This is a genomic window from Halanaerobium saccharolyticum (genome assembly GCF_004362045.1).
In the GTDB taxonomy this organism is placed as follows: Bacteria; Bacillota; Halanaerobiia; order Halanaerobiales; family Halanaerobiaceae; genus Halanaerobium; species Halanaerobium saccharolyticum_C.
Genome location: NZ_SNWX01000007.1, coordinates 85399 through 104097, shown reverse-complemented (window position 1 = coordinate 104097; position 18699 = coordinate 85399). Strand labels below are relative to the sequence as shown.

20 protein-coding genes, 1 pseudogene and 1 riboswitch are annotated in these 18699 nt (G+C 35.8%); all 21 genes and pseudogenes read left to right on the top strand.

Features of this window, described 5'->3' with window-relative positions; all coding sequences use genetic code 11:
• Nucleotides 1–195 precede the first annotated feature (195 nt).
• The 21 genes and pseudogenes from DFR79_RS06555 to DFR79_RS06460 all read left to right on the top strand — a co-directional run bounded on the left by DFR79_RS06555 (nt 196) and on the right by DFR79_RS06460 (nt 18689).
• Nucleotides 196–999 carry a formate/nitrite transporter family protein gene (locus DFR79_RS06555; RefSeq protein WP_133514701.1) on the top strand — a complete coding sequence of 268 codons (804 nt, stop codon included), beginning with the start codon at nt 196–198 and terminating at the stop codon, nt 997–999.
• A gap of 57 nt (nt 1000–1056) precedes the next feature.
• A complete protein-coding gene (gene asrA / locus DFR79_RS06550; RefSeq protein WP_133514700.1) occupies nt 1057–2076 on the top strand; it encodes an anaerobic sulfite reductase subunit AsrA in 1020 nt (339 codons plus the stop codon).
• Nucleotides 2076–2891, top strand: a complete 816-nt coding sequence (gene asrB, locus DFR79_RS06545) for an anaerobic sulfite reductase subunit AsrB (RefSeq protein WP_133514699.1) — start codon at nt 2076–2078, stop codon at nt 2889–2891. Before asrA ends, asrB begins: the two co-directional genes overlap by 1 nt.
• Nucleotides 2892–2915: 24 nt before the next feature.
• Nucleotides 2916–3893, top strand: coding sequence for a sulfite reductase subunit C (gene asrC, locus DFR79_RS06540; RefSeq protein WP_133514698.1), 978 nt, complete (start codon nt 2916–2918; stop codon nt 3891–3893).
• A 166-nt stretch (nt 3894–4059) separates the two neighbouring features.
• Nucleotides 4060–5358 carry a glutamyl-tRNA reductase gene (gene hemA, locus DFR79_RS06535; protein ID WP_133514697.1) on the top strand — a complete coding sequence of 433 codons (1299 nt, stop codon included), beginning with the start codon at nt 4060–4062 and terminating at the stop codon, nt 5356–5358.
• Between the two features lie 24 nt (nt 5359–5382).
• Complete coding sequence (locus DFR79_RS06530; RefSeq protein WP_133514696.1) at nt 5383–6102, top strand: precorrin-2 dehydrogenase/sirohydrochlorin ferrochelatase family protein; 720 nt, start codon at nt 5383–5385, stop codon at nt 6100–6102.
• 20 nt (nt 6103–6122) lie between these two features.
• A complete protein-coding gene (gene cobC, locus DFR79_RS06525) occupies nt 6123–6731 on the top strand; it encodes an alpha-ribazole phosphatase (RefSeq protein WP_133514716.1) in 609 nt (202 codons plus the stop codon).
• Between the two features lie 43 nt (nt 6732–6774).
• Nucleotides 6775–6967, top strand: a riboswitch (cobalamin riboswitch).
• Nucleotides 6968–7126: 159 nt separating this feature from the next.
• A complete protein-coding gene (locus DFR79_RS06520) occupies nt 7127–8680 on the top strand; it encodes a cobyric acid synthase (RefSeq protein ID WP_133514695.1) in 1554 nt (517 codons plus the stop codon).
• Nucleotides 8681–8684: 4 nt separating this feature from the next.
• Nucleotides 8685–10208: a cobyric acid synthase gene (locus tag DFR79_RS06515; protein ID WP_133514694.1), complete on the top strand. Its 1524-nt coding sequence runs from the start codon at nt 8685–8687 to the stop codon at nt 10206–10208.
• Between the two features lie 12 nt (nt 10209–10220).
• Nucleotides 10221–10733, top strand: coding sequence for a cob(I)yrinic acid a,c-diamide adenosyltransferase (gene cobO / locus DFR79_RS06510; RefSeq protein ID WP_133514693.1), 513 nt, complete (start codon nt 10221–10223; stop codon nt 10731–10733).
• A 93-nt stretch (nt 10734–10826) separates the two neighbouring features.
• Nucleotides 10827–11444: a precorrin-8X methylmutase gene (locus DFR79_RS06505; protein WP_133514692.1), complete on the top strand. Its 618-nt coding sequence runs from the start codon at nt 10827–10829 to the stop codon at nt 11442–11444.
• A gap of 2 nt (nt 11445–11446) precedes the next feature.
• The gene (gene cbiD, locus DFR79_RS06500) at nt 11447–12577 is read left to right on the top strand and encodes a cobalt-precorrin-5B (C(1))-methyltransferase CbiD (RefSeq protein WP_133514691.1); all 1131 of its coding nucleotides are present in this window, start codon (nt 11447–11449) and stop codon (nt 12575–12577) included.
• Entirely contained in the window at nt 12570–13247 is a 678-nt protein-coding gene (cbiE, locus tag DFR79_RS06495) for a precorrin-6y C5,15-methyltransferase (decarboxylating) subunit CbiE (RefSeq protein ID WP_133514690.1), read from the top strand. Before cbiD ends, cbiE begins: the two co-directional genes overlap by 8 nt.
• Nucleotides 13228–13824 (top strand): precorrin-6Y C5,15-methyltransferase (decarboxylating) subunit CbiT, encoded by a 597-nt coding sequence (cbiT, locus tag DFR79_RS06490; protein ID WP_133514689.1) that lies wholly within the window; start codon nt 13228–13230, stop codon nt 13822–13824. The genes cbiE and cbiT overlap by 20 nt, the downstream gene beginning before the upstream one ends.
• A gap of 32 nt (nt 13825–13856) precedes the next feature.
• Nucleotides 13857–14567, top strand: a complete 711-nt coding sequence (cobI, locus tag DFR79_RS06485; protein WP_133514688.1) for a precorrin-2 C(20)-methyltransferase — start codon at nt 13857–13859, stop codon at nt 14565–14567.
• Nucleotides 14568–15320: pseudogene (gene cobM / locus DFR79_RS16480) on the top strand (precorrin-4 C(11)-methyltransferase); the annotation flags it as partial.
• A gap of 15 nt (nt 15321–15335) precedes the next feature.
• Nucleotides 15336–16103: a sirohydrochlorin cobaltochelatase gene (locus DFR79_RS16475; RefSeq protein ID WP_347814028.1), complete on the top strand. Its 768-nt coding sequence runs from the start codon at nt 15336–15338 to the stop codon at nt 16101–16103.
• Between the two features lie 40 nt (nt 16104–16143).
• Nucleotides 16144–16755, top strand: a complete 612-nt coding sequence (gene cbiM, locus DFR79_RS06475) for a cobalt transporter CbiM (protein WP_133514686.1) — start codon at nt 16144–16146, stop codon at nt 16753–16755.
• Nucleotides 16748–17308 (top strand): hypothetical protein, encoded by a 561-nt coding sequence (locus DFR79_RS06470; protein WP_133514685.1) that lies wholly within the window; start codon nt 16748–16750, stop codon nt 17306–17308. The genes cbiM and DFR79_RS06470 overlap by 8 nt, the downstream gene beginning before the upstream one ends.
• Nucleotides 17308–18066: a cobalt ECF transporter T component CbiQ gene (gene cbiQ, locus DFR79_RS06465; protein WP_133514684.1), complete on the top strand. Its 759-nt coding sequence runs from the start codon at nt 17308–17310 to the stop codon at nt 18064–18066. The genes DFR79_RS06470 and cbiQ overlap by 1 nt, the downstream gene beginning before the upstream one ends.
• Before the next feature lie 2 nt (nt 18067–18068).
• Nucleotides 18069–18689, top strand: a complete 621-nt coding sequence (locus tag DFR79_RS06460) for an energy-coupling factor ABC transporter ATP-binding protein (RefSeq protein ID WP_133514683.1) — start codon at nt 18069–18071, stop codon at nt 18687–18689.
• Nucleotides 18690–18699: the final 10 nt, after the last annotated feature.

Genomic DNA, 18699 nt, shown 5'->3' with positions numbered 1-18699 from the left:
AAATCAACTGTAGATAGACAAGTGCTAAATTGAGTTGACAGAATATAAGTTTATAGGTACCAGGTACAAATCGCTCGATTTGTACCTGGTACCTATCGTTGCTGTCTGTGAGTTAAATCACAGAGAAACTTGAGTATTCCTGTTAAAATACTCACATATAATAGTACTAAATTTCACATAGGAAGGATGGTTTAAATGTACAGAGAAAATATTGAAGCTGTTGGAAATGCTGCTGTTAAGAAAGTTAATTATATGGAAGCAAATAAGCTGAAATATATTGTCTTTTCAGCTTTTGCTGGTGGTTTTGTTGGATTGGGAATTATGCTGATTTTTTCCATAGGAGCACCACTTAATGCTGTCGGCTCACCATTTACAAAGCTTGTCATGGGTGCATCTTTTGCAGTGGCTTTAATCCTGGTTTTATTTGCTGGCTCTGAGCTTTTTACAGGAAACAATTTAATTATGACTGTTGGCTGGCTTGATAAAAAGATTACTGCTGCTTCGATGCTTAAACTCTGGTTTTATTGTTATCTTGGGAACTTAATTGGCTCCATTTTTACTGCCTGGATGATTTTTAAGTCAGGCCTAATTTCTGCTGCACCGACATCTGAGTTTATATTAAGTGCATCAGCTGTTAAAATGGCTGCTCCAGCTGGAGAATTATTTTTCCGCGGAGTTTTATGCAACATTTTAGTCTGTCTGGCTGTCTGGACTGCAATCAAGGCTAAAAATGAAATGGCAAAACTGACATTAATTTTCTGGTGTTTATTTGCTTTTATAGGTAGTGGTTTTGAACACAGTATTGCCAATATGTCTCTTTTAGCAATGGGTTTAATGATACCTCACTCTGCTGCGATAACTCTAGGGGGATATATCCATAATCTGGCCTTTGTTACAGCGGGCAATATTGTTGGTGGAGCAATTTTAATTGGCGCCCTTTACTGGTATGCTTCCAGCGGTAATCTAAGCCTGAAAACGAAGAATAAGAATGCAGCTTAAAGTCTCTATATTAAAACTATAATTGTAATTTGTATTTATAGAAATGGAGGAAAAAGAATGGGTTTTAATTTTAGTAAAAATGAATTTAATCAACTTTTAGAAAGCCTGGATCAGGAATATCAAATTTATGCTCCAGTACGAAAAAAGAAAAAGGATAGTTTTTCAGCAAATGATTTAATTACATATGATCTGGTTAAAAGTCTGGAAGAAATTGAATTGACAGCTAAGAGTAAGTATTCAGCTAAAGAAATTGTCTTTCCAATCAGAGAAACTCTTTTTCATTTTGTAGAGGGAGAACAATTTATGGCTTCAGATACAGATGATAAATATATCATCTTTTTGCGTCCCTGTGACCGTAACGCTTTTAAGCGTCTGGATAAAATATTTTTAGAAAATGGACCGGAAGAGGACATTTATTATAAAAGGCTGCGCGAAAAGGTTAAATTTTTTGTTATTGAATGTACTACAGGTTTTGATTCCTGTTTCTGTGTTTCGATGGACAGCAATACGGTAGAGTCCAGAGATTACTCAGCTTTTTTACGTTTTGAAGAGGATGGAGTCAGCTGTGAAGTTAATGATCAGGATTTAGCAGCAGAATTTGAAGCTCAGGCGAAAGAAATTGATTTTGAACCAGAGTTTATTAGGAAAAATAAGATTGAAGTTAATTTGCCTGACCGTGATAAACTGACAAATGAAGTTTTTGAACATCAACTCTGGACAGAATATAGTCAGCGCTGTATCGCCTGTGGCCGCTGTAATACTTCCTGTCCAACCTGCAGCTGTTTTACAGTAAAGGATGTTTTATATGATGAAAACAAAAAAAGTGGGGAGCGTTTCCGACGCTGGGCCGGCTGTCATATTGATGGTTTTACAGAAATGGCAGGAGGACATAACTTTAGAGAAGAGTATGGAGACCGGATGCGCTATAAAACCATGCATAAAATTTATGATTTTGGTGAGAGATTTGATTTTGATATGTGTGTTGGCTGCGGCCGCTGTGATGATGTTTGTCCGGAATATATTTCATTTTCAAAATGTATTAATAAATTATCAACAATCATTGAGGAGGGAGTATAATGGCTTTAACTGCTGAGAAAAGTTTAAAAAATCCATATTTGTCTCAAAAAGCAGAGATTTTAGAAATATTTCAGGAAACAGAAATTGAATATACATTTAGGCTTGAGTCAGATTTTGAGCTTAACTTTGGTCAATTTTTAGAAGTCTCAATTCCTGGTTATGGTGAAGCACCAATTTCAGTTAGCAATTTTACTGATCAATGGTTGGAGCTGACAATTAGAGAAGTTGGCAAGCTGACTGATAAAATTCATAATTTAGAAACAGGGGATTTTCTTTATCTGCGCGGTCCCTATGGTAATGGCTTTGATTTTGAAAATTATCGAGATAAAAATTTGATTATTGCAGCCGGTGGGACCGGACTTGCTCCTGTCCGCAGTCTGATTGAATATGCAAATAATAATCTAGATCAGCTGAGCGATTTTGAAGTTCTGGCCGGTTTTAAAGATGCCGGGAGCCTTTTGTTTGAAAGAGATATAAATCGCTGGCGTCAGAATTTTGATGTTTTATTAACTGTAGACAAGACCTGTGATATCTGGGGAGAATGTGTTGGTTTAATTACAGAGCATATTGCAGAATTACACCTTGCAGATATTGAAAACACCGAGGTTATAGTAGTCGGGCCACCACCAATGATGAAATATTCTATTATTGAATTTCAGAAACTGGGTGTTCCTGATGATCAAATCTGGGTTTCATATGAGAGGAAGATGCACTGCGGCCTCGGTAAATGTGGACACTGTAAAATTGAAGATAATTATGTTTGTATTGACGGTCCGGTTTATAATTATGCAGAAGTTAAGGAAATCAGGGACTAAATTAACTAACAGAAGGAGGTTATTATGTCTTTTAATACTAAAAAAATAAAGAAAAATGCTTTTAGAATTACCAAAGATAGAGAAGTTACTGCTCTAAGAATTCGAGTTCCCGGCGGCCATATTGATGCTCATTATTTATCCTTAATCAAAGAAATTGCAGATGAACATGGTGATGGAACCTTACATATTACCACCCGCCAGGGTTTTGAGGTACCAGGGATTTCTTTTGCAGACTTTGAGGAAGTTAATGAGAAAATTGCTCCTATTTTAGAGGGGATGGAAAAAGAAATCGGAGTCGAAATTGTTGATCCCGGAGATGGTTATCCAGCTGCAGGAACTCGTAATGTATCTGCCTGCATAGGTAATCGGGTCTGCCGCTATTCTAATTATGACACTACGGAACTGGCTCAGGAGATAGAAAAAAATATTTTTCCCAATGATTATCATGTTAAAATAGCTCTTTCGGGCTGTCCAAATGATTGTATCAAAGGTCACCTTCAGGATTTCGGGATTCTGGGGATGATTGAGCCTATTTATCATCAGGAGCGCTGTATTGGCTGTGAGGCCTGTGTTGATAATTGCAAAAAACGAGTGACTTCAGCTCTTAGTTTTGAACAGGAGCGGGTCGTAAGAGATGAGCAGCGCTGTATTGGCTGTGGTGAATGTATACTGCAGTGTCCTACAAATGCCTGGGAAAGAGGAGGTCAATTTTTTAAAGTTGTAATTATGGGAAGAACCGGGAAAAAGAATCCCCGTCTGGCAAAACCATTTTTAAAGTGGGCCAGCAGAGATGTGGTAATATCAATTGTTAATAATGTATATGATTATATAGAAAGACATATTGATACCAGTCTGGCTAAAGAACATATTGGCTATATTGTTGATCGTACAGGTTATCCTCAGTTTAAAGAAGAAATTTTAAAAGGAGTAGAACTCAATTCTGAATGCGAAATAGCAGATAAAATTAACTGGAATGGTTATCAGACTGGAGAAAAAATTTGAACAGGCGAAACAGGCGAAACAGGTACCGGGTACTTGGAAAAAAATTCCAAGTACCCGGTACCTAAACTTTTTTGCAGTCGAAGAAACTTTGTAATATAATTAAACTTGAGTCAGAGTAAAATCTAAAAACCAGACATAAAAATTCTGAAAAATAAGGAGGCTTTTGATGCAGCTTTTAGTGTCCGGAATTAATCATAAAACAGCTCCAATTTCAATTAGAGATCGACTTTCTCAGAAAACGACTGAGATCAAAAAAGAACTAAAACAGGATTTAAGCAAAAATATTTTCAAAGAATTTTTTATATTAAGTACCTGTAATCGGTTTGAAATCTATCTTTATTCTGAGAAGGAAGCTAAAGCTAGAAATTATTTAAAACAACATATTTATAAGCTGCTGGAAAACACTCTTAAAGGCCATTTTAAATATGAAATTAATGACTTAAATGACTATCTCTATCAGTACCATGACCTGCAGGCTGTTGAGCATCTATACCGGGTGGCAGCAGGGCTTGATTCTCTGGTCAAAGGAGAAGATCAGATCCTGGCACAGCTAAAAAAACAGTTTAGAGAATATAAAGAAGAAAATCTAACTGCCTCTTATTTAAATCAGCTCTGCCTGGAAGCGATTAAAGTTGGAAAGATGGTAAGGACTAAAACTAAAATTAACGAGCGGGCGGTTTCCATAAGTTATGCAGCAGTAGAGCTGGCCCGGGATATTTTTGGCAGTCTCAATGGGGAAAAAGTAATGATTCTTGGTGCCGGTGAGACAGCAGAGCTAACTCTCAAAAATTTATTAAATTATGGTGTGGAAGGAATTCTGGTAGCAAATCGCACCTACAGCAGTGGACAGAAGCTGGCAGCAGAGTACGGAGGTGAGGTTATTCACTGGGAGGAATTTAAGGATCGAGTGGAAGAAGTTGATATCATAATTGCTTCTACAGCAGCTCCTCATACAGTACTCCATAAAGATGATCTTTTAGAGACAGTAGAGAAAAAACATGGTCCAATGTTTTTAATTGATATTGCCCTACCGCGAGATATTGATCAAAATGTAGAAGAACTTCCTGGAGTTCATTTATATAATATAGATGATTTAAAACGAGTAATTGATAAAAATTTAAACTTGAGAGAAAATGAAGTTACTAAAGCAGAAGCAATAATTGAAGACGAAAAATATAATTTTCAGCGCTGGCTGCGTGAGCGCCGCTGTGTTCCTCTAATTAAAGAAATGCGGACTGATGCCCGCAGTATTAAAGAAAAAGAAGTTAAAAGAGCCCTGCATCTCCTGCAGAATTCAGAACTTGAAGCAGAAGAAATTATTGAACAGCTGGGTCACCGACTTTTAAATAAGTTATTACATCAGCCCACAGTTGGCCTCAAAGAACTGGCGATAGAAAATGGAAATACCAGAGATGATCAGCTGGAAGCTGTCAAGACCATTTTTGCAGTAGGTGAAGAAGAATAAACAGAATTCTGGGGTGGGAGAGCAGTGAAATTTTATCCAATTAATTTAAACTTAAAAGATAAAAATGTTTTAATTGTAGGAGCGGGTAAAGTGGCACTGCGTAAATTTAAGCGGCTGCTGCCGACCGGAGCCCGGATAAAAATAGTCGCTCCGGAGTTTAATCAGGGATTTTCTTCCTATTCAAATCAGGAATCAGAAGAATATATTTTATTAGAACGCAAATTTATAGAAGAAGATCTAATCGGACAATTTTTAGTTTTTGCTGCTACTGACAATTCCAGTTTAAATGAAAGAATTGCTCTCCTGGCCAGAGGAAAAAATATTCTGATTAATATCATCGATAATGCTGAGCTTTCTGATTTCACTGTTCCAGCAGTGGTTAATAGAGGCGAATTACTTTTAACTGTTTCCAGCGGCTCTAATCTGCCTGCTCTTTCAAAAAATATTAGAAAAAAACTGGAATCTGATTTTGGTCTGGAATACAGACTTCTTCTCGATATTATGTCAGAAAAAAGGCAGGAGATCATAGAAAATATTGAAGATGATAAACTCAGAAAAACAATTTTTAGTGAAATTGCTTCTGATGTCTTTATGTCAAAAATCAAAGATATCATAGCTGATCATAATCCCGAAATTTTGGCTAACAGCAATTACCAATTTGATAGTACAGAATATTTGGCAGTAAAAAAAGATATAAAAGCGGCTGTTTCGCAGCTGATTGAAAAAATGAAAAGTCAAAAGTGAAAAGTGTAAGGGGAGATTTGATGCTAACCAGGCTGTATTTATTAAGACATGGAGAAACTGACTGGAATCAGAAATCAATTTTTCAGGGACAGACTGATGTTGATTTAAATAAAAAAGGGAGAGATCAGGCCAGAAAAACAGCAGAACTTTTTCAGGAAATAGAAATAGATCAAATTTACAGTAGTGATCTAAAAAGAGCCAAAAATACTGCCCGGCTGATTGTTCATGATAAAAATTTAGAAATTAGAGAAAATAAACAGCTTCGAGAAGTTAGTTTTGGAGACTGGGAAGGATTAAGTTTTGCAGAAATAAAAAAACAATATCCAGATCAGGTCGTTTCCTGGCAGCAGGATCCCATTCATAATTCGCCCCCTGCCGGGGAAAAGCTGTTAAATTTTAAATTGCGAATAGAAGATTTTTTTAAAAAAATTATCAGCAGACATCAGGGTGATAAAATTTTAGTAGTTACTCATGGAGGAGTGATTAAAGTTTATCTGACAGCTATTCTGTCAATTAAGCCTAAAAATTTCTGGCAGTTTCAGATAGATAACTGTTCACTAACAGAATTAAAATTTTATGATCAGGAGATAATTTTGAGTAAATTAAATTTTACAAATACAATTAAATGATATATAGTTAAAATATAGTTTGTTAAACATTTATTTTTAAAATAAAATATTTTATATAAAAAGGTGCTTTAGCCACGGCTGAAGAGAATAGGGAATCAGGTTAAAATCCTGAGCGGGCCCGCCACTGTAACTGATCTTTAGATTTTGTTATACCACCTGTAATTAGATTACAGGGAAGGTTAAAATCTAAATATTAAATCAGAAGTCAGGAGACCTGCCTTTTATATAATCTACAAGTGACCTCGGGAACAGGTATCAGGTAGATAATCATTTAATTTAGCTGCTTGTTAAGGTTATCAGATTTTTAATTTAGTAACTTTAATTATGATTATATACTTTAATCTCAACCTGAGGGTTGGGATTTTTTTTATCTACTTTTTAAGGAGTTTAGAAATATGAAAAATAAAACAGGAACTTTAATGATTCAGGGAACTGCTTCTGATGCTGGTAAAAGCCTTTTTGTTACAGCCTTGTGCAGAATTTTTGCCAGAAAAGGCCTTAAAACTGTGCCTTTTAAAGCCTGGAATATGTCCCTTAATTCCTACATCACAAAAAAAGGCAGAGAAATTGGTATTGCTCAGGCTCTGCAGGCCAGAGCTGCCTTTAGAGAAGTGACTGTAGATATGCAGCCGATTTTAGTTAAAGCAATGGGAGATGGCCAGTGTCAGATTATCATTAACGGTCAGGTAGATCAAAGAGTTAATTATCAAAAAAAGAAAAATGATTATCTTAGAATTTATGAGCGGGCAATTAAAGATTCACTTAAAAGACTGAGACAGGAAAATGATCTTATAATTATTGAGGGAGCAGGAAGTCCTGCCGAAATTAATAGAACTACTCCGGATTTTGCCAATATGTTTACAGCCGAAATTTATAATTCTCCGGTTCTTTTAATCAGCAGTATTGAAAAAGGCGGCTGTCTTGCTTCTTTAGTCGGGACCCTAAAACTTTTATCTCCAGCTCATAAGAAGCTGATAAAAGGATTGATAATCAATAAATTTAGGGGAGATTTTGATTTATTAAAACCAGCAGTTGATTTTTTAGAAAACTATACTAAAAAAGAAGTTCTAGGGGTTTTACCCTATCTTAAAGATCTTAATTTGCCGGAAGAAGATTCGGCTTCTTTAAAATTGGATAATAATATATATAACAAGAATAATGATAATGATTGCATAAAAATTGCAGTAATTAAATTACCTCACATTTCAAATTTCAGTGATTTTAACAGCCTGAAGATGGAAGCAAATCTCAAACTGGAGTATGTTGCCAGCAACAAAAATTTGCTTAATTTTGATTTAATAATTATACCGGGAACTAAAACAACTACTAAAGATCTTAAATTTTTAAAACAGAGCGGTCTGGCAGCAGAGATCAAAAAAGCAGATCAGGCAGGAATTGTGATAATCGGTATCTGTGGGGGTTTTCAGATGCTCGGCCAAAAATTAATCGACAGACATGGTACCGAGGGAAATATCAAAGAAATTGAAGGTCTGGGTTTACTTGATATAAAGACAGAATTTTTAAAGGAAAAAACCACCCATCAGGTAAAAGTAAAATTGAATTCAAATCAGCAGCTCAAAAACGGGCTGCCGGATTTTAATTCTCAGGAGATTATGAGAGGCTATGAAATTCATATGGGACAGACAGAATATTTAAATCAGACTCAAGAATTATTTAGAATAATTGAGAGATCTGATAGAAAAGTAAATTTTAAAGATGGAGCAGTCAATCAGGCAGGTAATTGTTTTGGAACTTATCTGCATGGTTTATTTGATAATGATAATTTTCGCAGTGCGGTTTTAAAAAATTTAAGAAATAAACATTCTATAAAATCAGGCCAAAATAAGTATAATTATCAAAAAGAAATTGAAAAAAATATTGACCGTCTGGCAGATATGGTTGCAGAAAATATTGACACTGATAAATTATTAAATTTAAGTAGAAGGTGATTAAATGGCAGATGCAGTTATGATTCAGGGTACAGCCTCAGATGCCGGGAAAAGTATTCTGGCAGCAGCTCTCTGCAGGGTTCTGGCTCAGGATGGATACAGGGCAGCCCCCTTTAAATCTCAAAATATGTCTTTAAATTCTTATATCACAAAAGAAGGTAAAGAAATTGCAGTTGCACAGGTCGTGCAGGCAGAGGCGGCAAAAGTAGAGGTTGAGGTTAATATGAGCCCAATTTTAATGAAGCCGATTGCTGATGATATGTCCCAAATTATTTTAAAGGGAGAAGTATTTAAAAATATGAAGGCAGCTGCTTATTTTGCCGAAAAAGAGAGACTGCTTAAAATTATAAAAGAGGCTGTTTCTGAATTAAAAGCGAATTATGATCTTTTAGTTTTAGAGGGTGGCGGCAATCCGGCTGAAGTAAATCTAAGAGATAAGGATCTGGTTAATATGAAAGCAGCTGAAATAGCTGCGGCACCTGTGATCCTGGTTGCAGATATTGATAAAGGGGGAGTTTTTGCCTCAATTGTTGGTACCTTAGATTTACTGACTGAAAATGAAAGAAAGCGAGTTAAAGGAATTATAGTCAATAAATTTAGAGGTGAGCCTGAGGCTTTTAAGTCCGGAGTCGAGTTAATAGAAAAACAGACCGGAAAAAAAGTTCTGGGAGTTATGCCCTATTTAGATAAGCTTAATTTACCTTCAGAAGATAGTCTGCAGCAGCAAATTTACAGTAATCAGGATTATAAGATTGACATCGCTGTGATTGCCTATCTGGGGATGTCGAACTTTACAGATTTTGATTATTTTAAGACCGAAAAAGATGTACAAATAAGATATGTAAAAAAAGAAGCTGAACTTAAAGAGCCTGATTTAATTATTTTGCCCGGTTCTAAAACAACTATTAACGACCTGCAGTTTCTATATGACTCAAAACTGGCTGCAGAAATTATCAAGCAGGCCGAGAAGGGCACAGAAATTATCGGGATTTGTGGTGGTTATCAGATGCTGGGCCAGAAAATTTCTGATCCGGATAATCTGGAAGGAAGCGGGCAGGAAATTGAGGGGCTTTCGCTGTTACAGATCAGAACTGTTCTGGAAGCTAAAAAAGTAACCAGACAGGTCAGGGCAGAGAGTTTAAATAAGCTTAAATTTTTCAAAAGCGGCAGGGAGCAAGTTTTAACTGGTTTTGAAATTCATCAGGGAAAAACTATTAGAGTCAGTGGGCAGCAGCCAGTATTTAAGTTAAACAGACAGAAATCTGGTGAGGTAGAGAAGATTGTCTTTGATGGAACAGTAAATGAAAGTGGAAATGTCTGGGGTACATATCTACATGATATTTTCAAAAATGACGGTTTTAGAAAGTCATTAATTAATCATCTTCTTACTAAAAAGGGTTTAAGCCCAGATTCAGAACCAGCAAAAACTGCGGCTGAGATCAGAGAAGATAATTATAACTATCTGGCAGCAGAGTTTAGAAAACATATTGATCTTGAAGAATTATATAAAATAATTTTTGATAATTAGGTGGTGTAATAGATGAGTGGAATGGTCCATGTTTACACTGGCAGCGGTAAGGGAAAAACAACTGCCGCTTTCGGCCTGGCAGTCAGGGCAGTGGGAGCAGAAAAAAATGTTTATATCGCGCAATTTGTCAAAGGAATGAAATATAGTGAATTAAACAGCTTAAGTAAGATTGAAAAAATTGAAATAAAGCAGTATGGCTTAAATTATTTTATCAACGGCAAAGCTGAAGAGGCAGATATTGAGGCAGCCCGGAAGGGGCTTGCGGAAGTTGCAGAAATTTTAAAGTCAGGTGAATATGAGCTGGTCATTCTGGATGAAGCAAATATTGCTGTTTATTATCAACTTTTTTCGGCAGCTGAGTTAATCGAGGTTATTGAAAAGCGGAATCCGGAGGTAGAAGTAGTAATCACCGGCCGTTATGCAGATGATAAAGTAATAGAATATGCCGATCTGGTAACAGAAATGAAAGAAATTAAGCATTATTATAAAAAGGGAGTTAAGGCCAGAGTCGGAATTGAAAAGTAAATTTTTAAGCATCTTTTAAAATTAGAACTCAGCATTAACACTAATTAATTTTTGGTTTTTTTAAATTTTGAACAAGCCGAGAAGGAGGAAATAATGAAAGATAATAATCCAGCAGAAATTGAAGCCAAAAGTATGAGATTGATTGATCAGGAAATAGGTAAGTTAGACTGCAGTGATTCAGAATTGAAAACAATTAAACGGGTGATCCACGCTTCGGCTGAGCCCAAATTGGCCTCAAAGGTTAAGTTTTCTCAGAATGCGATAGAAATTATGAGTGATTTGATTCGAGAGGGAGCTGATATCATCACTGATGTTACAATGCTTAAAGCGGGAATCAATGAGCGGAAACTGGCTGAATACGGAGGAGAATTAAAATGCTTTATTGGAAATCAGGATGTTAGAGAAAAGGCAGCAGAAACTTCTCTCACAAGATCAATTATGGCCATGCGGAAAGCTATCGACTTACCGGGTAAGAAAATTTTTGCGATAGGTAATGCCCCCACAGCTTTATTTGAATTAATAAATTTAAGTAAAAAGGGTAAAAAAATTGATTTTATTGTGGGAACTCCAGTCGGTTTTGTGGGAGCAGCTGAATCTAAAGACGAATTGATGCAGACTGAGATACCACATATTTCTTTAAAAGGCCGCAAAGGTGGTAGTGCTATTGCTGCTTCTATTGTTAACTCTGTTCTATATAATTTAGAGGCTTAGCTGTGGCTTTTGAACGCTATATTACAAAAGGTGGTAAAAAATACAGGCTGGGTTATACTACTGGAACTACGGCTGCCGGGGCTGCAAAGGCAGCAGCAGAAATGTTATGCAGGCAGAAAACTGTAAAAAAAGTTCTGATTGAGACTCCGGCAGAAATAGAGGTTGAAATGGAAGTTGAGGATTGTTTTTACAGTCAGGAGCTGGCCCGGGCGGCAGTTGTCAAAGATGCCGGGGATGATCCAGATCAGACAGATGGTATAAAAATTACAGTTGAATTAAAAAGAATAAAAATAGATAAAGCTCTGGTTGAAAGTAAAGTTATAATCAAAGCTGGTGAGGGAATTGGCCGGGTGACTAAACCGGGACTGCAGCTGGATATTGGTCAGGCTGCAGTTAATCCCGTCCCCCGGGAAATGATAAAAAAAGCAGTAAGAGATATTTTTCCGAAAAATAATGTTCTTGAAGTTCTTATTTCTGCCCCGGCAGGAGTGGAAATTGCCAGAAAAACTTTTAACCCTAAACTGGGAATTAAAGGTGGAATCTCTATTCTGGGAACAAGCGGTATTGTAGAGCCGATGTCCGAGTCAGCCTATAAAGAGTCACTGGCTGTAGAATTGAGACAGGCTGCCGCTCTGGGATATAAAAAAATTATTCTGGTCTTCGGTAATTATGGAAAAAAAGAGGCTCTGGCAGCCGGTTTTAAAGAGGAACAGATTATCAGGATGAGTAACTTTGTTGGCTTTATGCTGGCAGAAGTTGACCAGCTCGAAATAGATGAGATTATAATGGTCGGTCATATTGGTAAAATTGTCAAGGTTGCCGGAGGTATTTTTAATACCCACAGTAAGGTAGCAGATGGTCGTCGAGAAATTATTGCTGCCCATGCCGCTTTAGCGGGAGCAGAGCAGAAAGTGATCGAAGCTATCTTTTCAATTAATACTGCCGAAGAGGCGGTAGACTATCTGCTTGCTCATAAGCTGGAGAAGGTTCTGCAAAATATTTGTGAGGCAGTAGTCAGCAAAGTAGAAGCGAAGTTAGAAAAGAAGATTAAGTGTAAGTCAGTAATTTTCACCTTAAATCAGGGGATTGTTGCTCTCTCTAGAGAAGCAGAGGAGGATTTTGATTTTGAATAAAGTTTATGTACTGGGAATCGGGCCGGGAAGCAGAGATTATTTGTTGAATAAAACAGAAAAAATTATAGAAAAAATGGATGTACTAATCGGAGGCAGCAGAGCTTTAGAGACTTTTGCTGAACAGAAGGCTAAAAAAATTAAAATAACCTTACCTCTGTCTGAAATTAAAAACTATATTCTGGATAATTATCAGCAGCAGAAAATTGCTGTTTTAGTTTCCGGGGATCCCGGTTTATATAGTTTACTTAATTATTTAAAACGAGAAATTGAGGCTGATATTTTAGAAGTTATTCCCGGGATCAGCTCCTTACAGCTGGCAGCTTCTAGAATTCAAATTAGCTGGAATGACATGCGCATCACCAGTCTTCATGGTAAAGATAATAAGGAAGAACTGGTGGATCTTTTAAAAAAAGAAAGTAAAGTAGGATTTTTTACCGATAACAAATTTCCTCCTGCAAAAATTGCGGATTATTTATTAAAAAATAATATTGAAGATAAAACAGTCTGTGTTTTCGAAGATCTTTCTTATCCAGAGGAAAAAATTACTGTGGGCAGTGCAGAACAAATTAAAAAACTTTCATTTTCAAAACTGACAGTGATGATTATTCTGGGCAGAGGAGAAATTGATTTTAAGCAGAGAGGTGACCTTGATGAGAGAATGGGAAGCTGATACCCCTGGAATTCCGGATGCTTATTTTATCAGAGATGAAGTGCCGATGACCAAGGAAGAAGTAAGATCTGTGATCATTTCAAAGTTAAGGCTTAAAAAAAATCAGACTGCATATGATATTGGAGCCGGGAGCGGCAGTGTTTCAGTTGAGATGGGATTGTTTTTAGAAGAAGGAACAGTTTATGCTCTGGAAAGAAAAAAGAAGGCTCTTAACTTAATCAAAAGGAATGTTAAAAAGTTTAAATTAAAAAATATTGAAGTAATAGAGACGGAAGCTCCAGAGGGGATTTCTGATTTACCGGAAGCTGACAGAGTTTTTATTGGCGGTAGTGGTGGCCACCTGCCTGCAATTCTTGTGGCTGTTGATCAAAAATTAAAAGACGCTGGTAGAATTGTTTTAACTGCTGTTACAATTAATACCCTGACAACGGCTGTGCAGGAGCTCGAAAAATTGAACTATCAGCTGGATATTGTAAATATTGCTGTGACCAGGACTAAAAATATTAGTAACTATCAGATGTTTAGAGCTTTAAATCCAGTTTATATTATTAGTGCAGTAAAAACAGCTAAAACTTAATATAAATATACCAACTGAATGGAGGATGCAATTTGGCCAAAAAATTATATGGAATTGGAGTTGGAGTTGGTGAACCGGGTTTAGTTACCTTAAAAGCAGTAGAAATTTTAAAAGAAGTTGATTATGTCTGTACCCCACTCTCAACTAAAAGTGACTCCAGTAAGGCATTGGAGATTATTTCAAATTTGATCGATCTAAAAGATAGAGTTATTAAACTAAGATTTAAGATGTCTAAAAACAAGCAGGAATTAGAGCAATCACGCTCTGCTGCTGCTCAAAAAATATATCAATTATTAGAAGAAGGTAAAACAGTAGCTTTTGTAACCATTGGTGATCCCTTTTTGTACAGTACTTATGCTTATATGCTGAAAAAAATACAAGAATGGGATAATTCAATTAACATTGAAACAGTGCCGGGAATTAATTCTATTGCCACTGCTGCTTCCAGCTATAATTTACCTTTAGCAGAGGGGAAAGAAAATACAGCTATCTTATCTGAGTTAAAAAATGAAGAGCATATAGAAAAGGTCTTTAATTTATTTGAAACAGTGGTTATTTTAAAGTTGAGCCGTAATTTTAAGATAGCCTACCCTGTTCTGGAGAAATTGGGATTAAAGGAAAATGTACTTATTGCAAGCAAATGTGGTTTTGAAGATGAATTTTATACCGAAAACATAGAAGTATTTAAAAATAAGAAAATTGAATACCTGACACTAATGATTGTAAAAAGAAAGGGGATTTAAATGAAAGTATATATAATTGGGGCCGGTGCGGGTGATCCGGAACTATTAACTATTAAAGGTAAAAAAGCAATTGAAGCATCGGAGATTATAATTTTTGCGGGATCCCTGGTCAATAGAGAAGTTTTAAAATATAATAAATCTGCTAAAGTTTACAATAGTGCTAATTTAAATCTGGATCAGGTAATAAAAATAATTAAGCAGGCTGCAGCAGAAGATAAAAATGTAGCCAGAATTCATACCGGAGATCCATCAATTTATGGTGCAATAAAAGAACAGATTGATTTACTGGAGGAAAATGAGATATCATATGAGATAATTCCAGGAGTCAGTTCATTTCTGGCAGCTGCAGCAGCTTTAGCTGCAGAATATACTCTACCGGATGTTTCCCAGACTGTAATTTTAAGCAGACAGGCCGGGAGAACTTCAGTCCCGGAAAAAGAAAAGCTGCAGAGTTTGGCCCAGCATCAGGCTTCAATGGCTATCTTTTTAAGTGTGCAGATGATCGATGAAGTTGTAGATAATCTGGCGGCAGAATATCCGCTGGCAACACCTGCTGCAGTAGTATCTAAGGCCTCCTGGCCGGAGGAAAAAGTGATCAGGTCTACTCTGGGCGAAATAGCGGCTGAAGTTAAGAAAGCCGGTATCAAAAAAACAGCTCTAATCTTAGTCGGAGATTTTCTGGATAGTGATTATCAAAAATCAAAATTATATGACCAAAAATTTTCGCATCAGTTTAGAAAATCTCAGAAAGAGAAAAAAGCAATTTTAGTGGTCAGTTTTGGAACCAGTTATCCTGAAACCAGAAAGAAAACAATTGCTGCCTGTGAAGCGGAGATTGCAAATAATTATCCGGATTATGATCTAAAAAGAGCCTTTACTTCCGGGATGATTATTGAAAAATTAAAGCGAAGAGATAATATTTTTGTAGATAATCCAGCAGAGGCATTAGAAAAATTATACCGGGAGGATTATCAGCAGGTTATTGTCCAGCCCTTACATATTATTAATGGCAGTGAATATCATGATTTGATTAAAGCTGTTAAAAAATATAAAAATAAATTTAGAGTTTTAAAAGCGGGTCAGGCTTTACTAACAAAAACTGAAGATTATTTTGAGCTGGCAGATACAATAGCTGCCGAAATTAAGATTAAAGATAAAAAGAAAGAGGCAGTAGTTTTAATGGGACATGGGAGTCAGCATGCAGCTAATTCTGTCTATTCTGCCTTTGATTATATTTTAAAAGATAAAGGCCTTGCTAATTATTATGTAGGTACAGTAGAAGGATATCCAGAATTAGATCAGGTTATAAAAAAACTAAAGGAAAAAGATTATCAGAAAATAAAGCTGGCACCTCTGATGCTGGTGGCCGGAGATCATGCTCAAAATGATATGGCCGGTGAGGAAGAGCTAAGCTGGAAAAAAAGGCTGGAAGCAGAGGGTTATCAGGTTGAGATTCAGCTGCAGGGACTGGGAGAATATAAGGGTGTTCAGCAGTGTTATATTAATAAAATTACTGGATTGATTAATGAATCTTAAACGGATTAATAAATACCCTTAATTTAAGGAAGGTGATAACATGCATATCTCAGAGGGTGTTTTATCTGCACCTGTTTTAATTGGTGGAGCTGCCCTGACAGCCGCTGGAGTAACAGTGGGATTAAAAAAGATGAAGGATCAAGATATACCCAGAACAGCTCTAATATCAGCAGCTTTATTTGTAGCTTCCTTAATTCATTTGCCGTTGGGGCCGACAAGTGTTCATTTAATCTTAAATGGTACAGCCGGCATAATACTCGGCTGGCAGATTTTCCCGGCAATTTTAATTTCTTTATTTTTACAGAGTATTTTATTTCAATTTGGAGGAATTACCACTCTGGGAATTAATACATTTAATATAGCTTTTCCTGGAATTGCAGCCTATTATCTATTCTCTTTTGCTAAGATAAATAGTAATTTTCGGCTCGGTATTTTTTCCTTTATCAGTGGTGGTTTTTCAGTTTTCTTAACTTCTATTCTGGTGGCCTTTTCTCTGGTTTTTACAGAACAATCTTTTCTAGAAATTGCAAAACTATCAGTTGCCTCACATTTACCAGTTATAATTATTGAAGGAATAATAACTGTATTTGTAGTTTTTTCAATCAAAAAAATAAATATAAATATTTTAGGGGGAGTCAAACAGAATGTTTAATAAATTAAGTTTATCAATTTTTTTGTTTTTAGCTGTTTTGTTATTTTCAACTTCTGCAGTCCTGGCTCACGGAGTTCATTTAGATGCTTATGTAGAAGGGGACAAAATCATCGCTGAAGCTTCTTTTTCAGGTGGAGCGGCCATAAAGAATTCAGAAATTAATATTTATGATGAGCACGGTCATCTTTTAAACACCTCTCAGACTGATGAAAATGGAATAGCAGAGTTTAAAATACCTGTACTGGAAGATCTGAGATTAGTTTTAAATGATAATCTGGGCCATCAGGCTCAATATATTATAGAAAGATCTAAACTTCCAGCTGAATTTCAAAGTTCGGATCCTGAATCAAAAAGGGGAGCTGCAAATGTTGTCAGCGAAGAACAATTAAGAAAAATAGTCAGGGAAGAGCTGAATAAAAAACTGGCTCCTATTAATCATAATTTAGTTAAGTTAGCTAATAGTGGTCCGGGAATGACAGAAATCATTGGTGGGATAGGATATATATTTGGTTTAATGGGCCTCTATTTTTATTTTAAAAAGAGAGAAAATTAATGAGGCTGGAGGAAAAATTAGCGGCTGGTTCCAGCTGGATTCACAGACTTGATCCTCGAGCCAAACTAGTGGTTGGATTATTTTTTTCTTTTTTAATTGCTTTATCAAACGAATTAAAGACTTTGAGCCTGTTTTTTGCTTTAGCAGTGATCTTAATAATTTCGATTAAAATTGATTATAAATATATTTTAAAAAGACTTGTGCTGCTTAATTTATTTATTTGTTTAATCTGGTTTTTTATCCCGTTTACTTTTCCGGGCAGAGAAATTTTGACTGTCTGGCAGTTTTCGGTTTCCAGAGAAGGAGTTCTTTATGCTTTAAAAATTACTTTACGATCAAATAGTATTATCTTATTGATGATTTCGTTATTATCTACTTCCTCAGTTCTGGATTTGATCCACGCAATGAGCAGGCTCCGGATTCCACCAAAATTAATTTATTTATTATTCTTTGTCTATAGATATTTATATGTCATAAAAAATGAATTTAATACTATCCATCAGGCTATGCTGCTGAGAGCATTTAAGGCAAAAACTAATCTGCACACCTATAAATCATATGCTTATTTGATTGCAGTGTTATTGATAAAAAGCTACGAAAGATCGCAAAAAGTTTATCAGGCGATGATCTGCAGGGGTTTTAAAGGCAGTTTTATAATGATAGATCATTTTGAATTAAAACAAAATGATTATCTATTTTTAATAGTTTCATCTCTGATTTTCGTATTTTTATTAGTTATGGAAAAGGGATTGATTTAATCATGATAAAATTAGAAAATATTCATTTTAAATATGAAAATGGAAATAAAGTTTTAGCTGGTTTTGATTTTGAAATTAAAGCCCGGGAAAGAATTGCCCTAAAAGGTTCAAATGGAGCCGGGAAAACTACTATTTTTAAGCTGATAATGGGTTTAATTAAAGCCCAAAAAGGTAAACTGTATATTTTGGGAAAGGAAAGGAAAAAAGAAAATGATTTTTTAGAAGTAAGAGAAAAAGTTGGCTATTTATTTCAGGATTCAGATAATCAATTGTTTTGTCCAACAGTGGAAGAAGATATTGCTTTTGGTCCGATTAATCTTGGTAAGAGCCGCAGTCAGGCAAAGCAAATTGTTAAAGAAAAATTGAAGCTGGTTGAAATGGAAGGTTTCGAAAAAAAGGCAAGTTATAATCTTTCTCAGGGGCAGAAAAAAATAATTGCTTTTGCCTCAGTGCTGGCAATGGAACCAGAACTGCTTTTATTGGATGAGCCTTTTGCCAGTCTGGATAGAGAATCGGCAGCAAGAATGGTTTATATCTTAAAGAAAATCTCTCAGCCTTTTGTTTTAGTTTCTCATAATGATAAACTTTCGCAAAAAGTAATAGATAAATCATATTCAATCTGAAAGGAGCTGT

Coding starts and splice junctions, on each gene's coding strand:
- DFR79_RS06555 (WP_133514701.1), top strand. CDS start 196: ATGTACAGAGAAAATATTGAAGCTGTTGGAAATGCTGCTGTTAAGAAA.
- asrA (WP_133514700.1), top strand. CDS start 1,057: ATGGGTTTTAATTTTAGTAAAAATGAATTTAATCAACTTTTAGAAAGC.
- asrB (WP_133514699.1), top strand. CDS start 2,076: ATGGCTTTAACTGCTGAGAAAAGTTTAAAAAATCCATATTTGTCTCAA.
- asrC (WP_133514698.1), top strand. CDS start 2,916: ATGTCTTTTAATACTAAAAAAATAAAGAAAAATGCTTTTAGAATTACC.
- hemA (WP_133514697.1), top strand. CDS start 4,060: ATGCAGCTTTTAGTGTCCGGAATTAATCATAAAACAGCTCCAATTTCA.
- cobC (WP_133514716.1), top strand. CDS start 6,123: ATGCTAACCAGGCTGTATTTATTAAGACATGGAGAAACTGACTGGAAT.
- DFR79_RS06520 (WP_133514695.1), top strand. CDS start 7,127: ATGAAAAATAAAACAGGAACTTTAATGATTCAGGGAACTGCTTCTGAT.
- DFR79_RS06515 (WP_133514694.1), top strand. CDS start 8,685: ATGGCAGATGCAGTTATGATTCAGGGTACAGCCTCAGATGCCGGGAAA.
- cobO (WP_133514693.1), top strand. CDS start 10,221: ATGAGTGGAATGGTCCATGTTTACACTGGCAGCGGTAAGGGAAAAACA.
- DFR79_RS06505 (WP_133514692.1), top strand. CDS start 10,827: ATGAAAGATAATAATCCAGCAGAAATTGAAGCCAAAAGTATGAGATTG.
- cbiT (WP_133514689.1), top strand. CDS start 13,228: ATGAGAGAATGGGAAGCTGATACCCCTGGAATTCCGGATGCTTATTTT.
- cbiM (WP_133514686.1), top strand. CDS start 16,144: ATGCATATCTCAGAGGGTGTTTTATCTGCACCTGTTTTAATTGGTGGA.
- DFR79_RS06470 (WP_133514685.1), top strand. CDS start 16,748: ATGTTTAATAAATTAAGTTTATCAATTTTTTTGTTTTTAGCTGTTTTG.
- cbiQ (WP_133514684.1), top strand. CDS start 17,308: ATGAGGCTGGAGGAAAAATTAGCGGCTGGTTCCAGCTGGATTCACAGA.
- DFR79_RS06460 (WP_133514683.1), top strand. CDS start 18,069: ATGATAAAATTAGAAAATATTCATTTTAAATATGAAAATGGAAATAAA.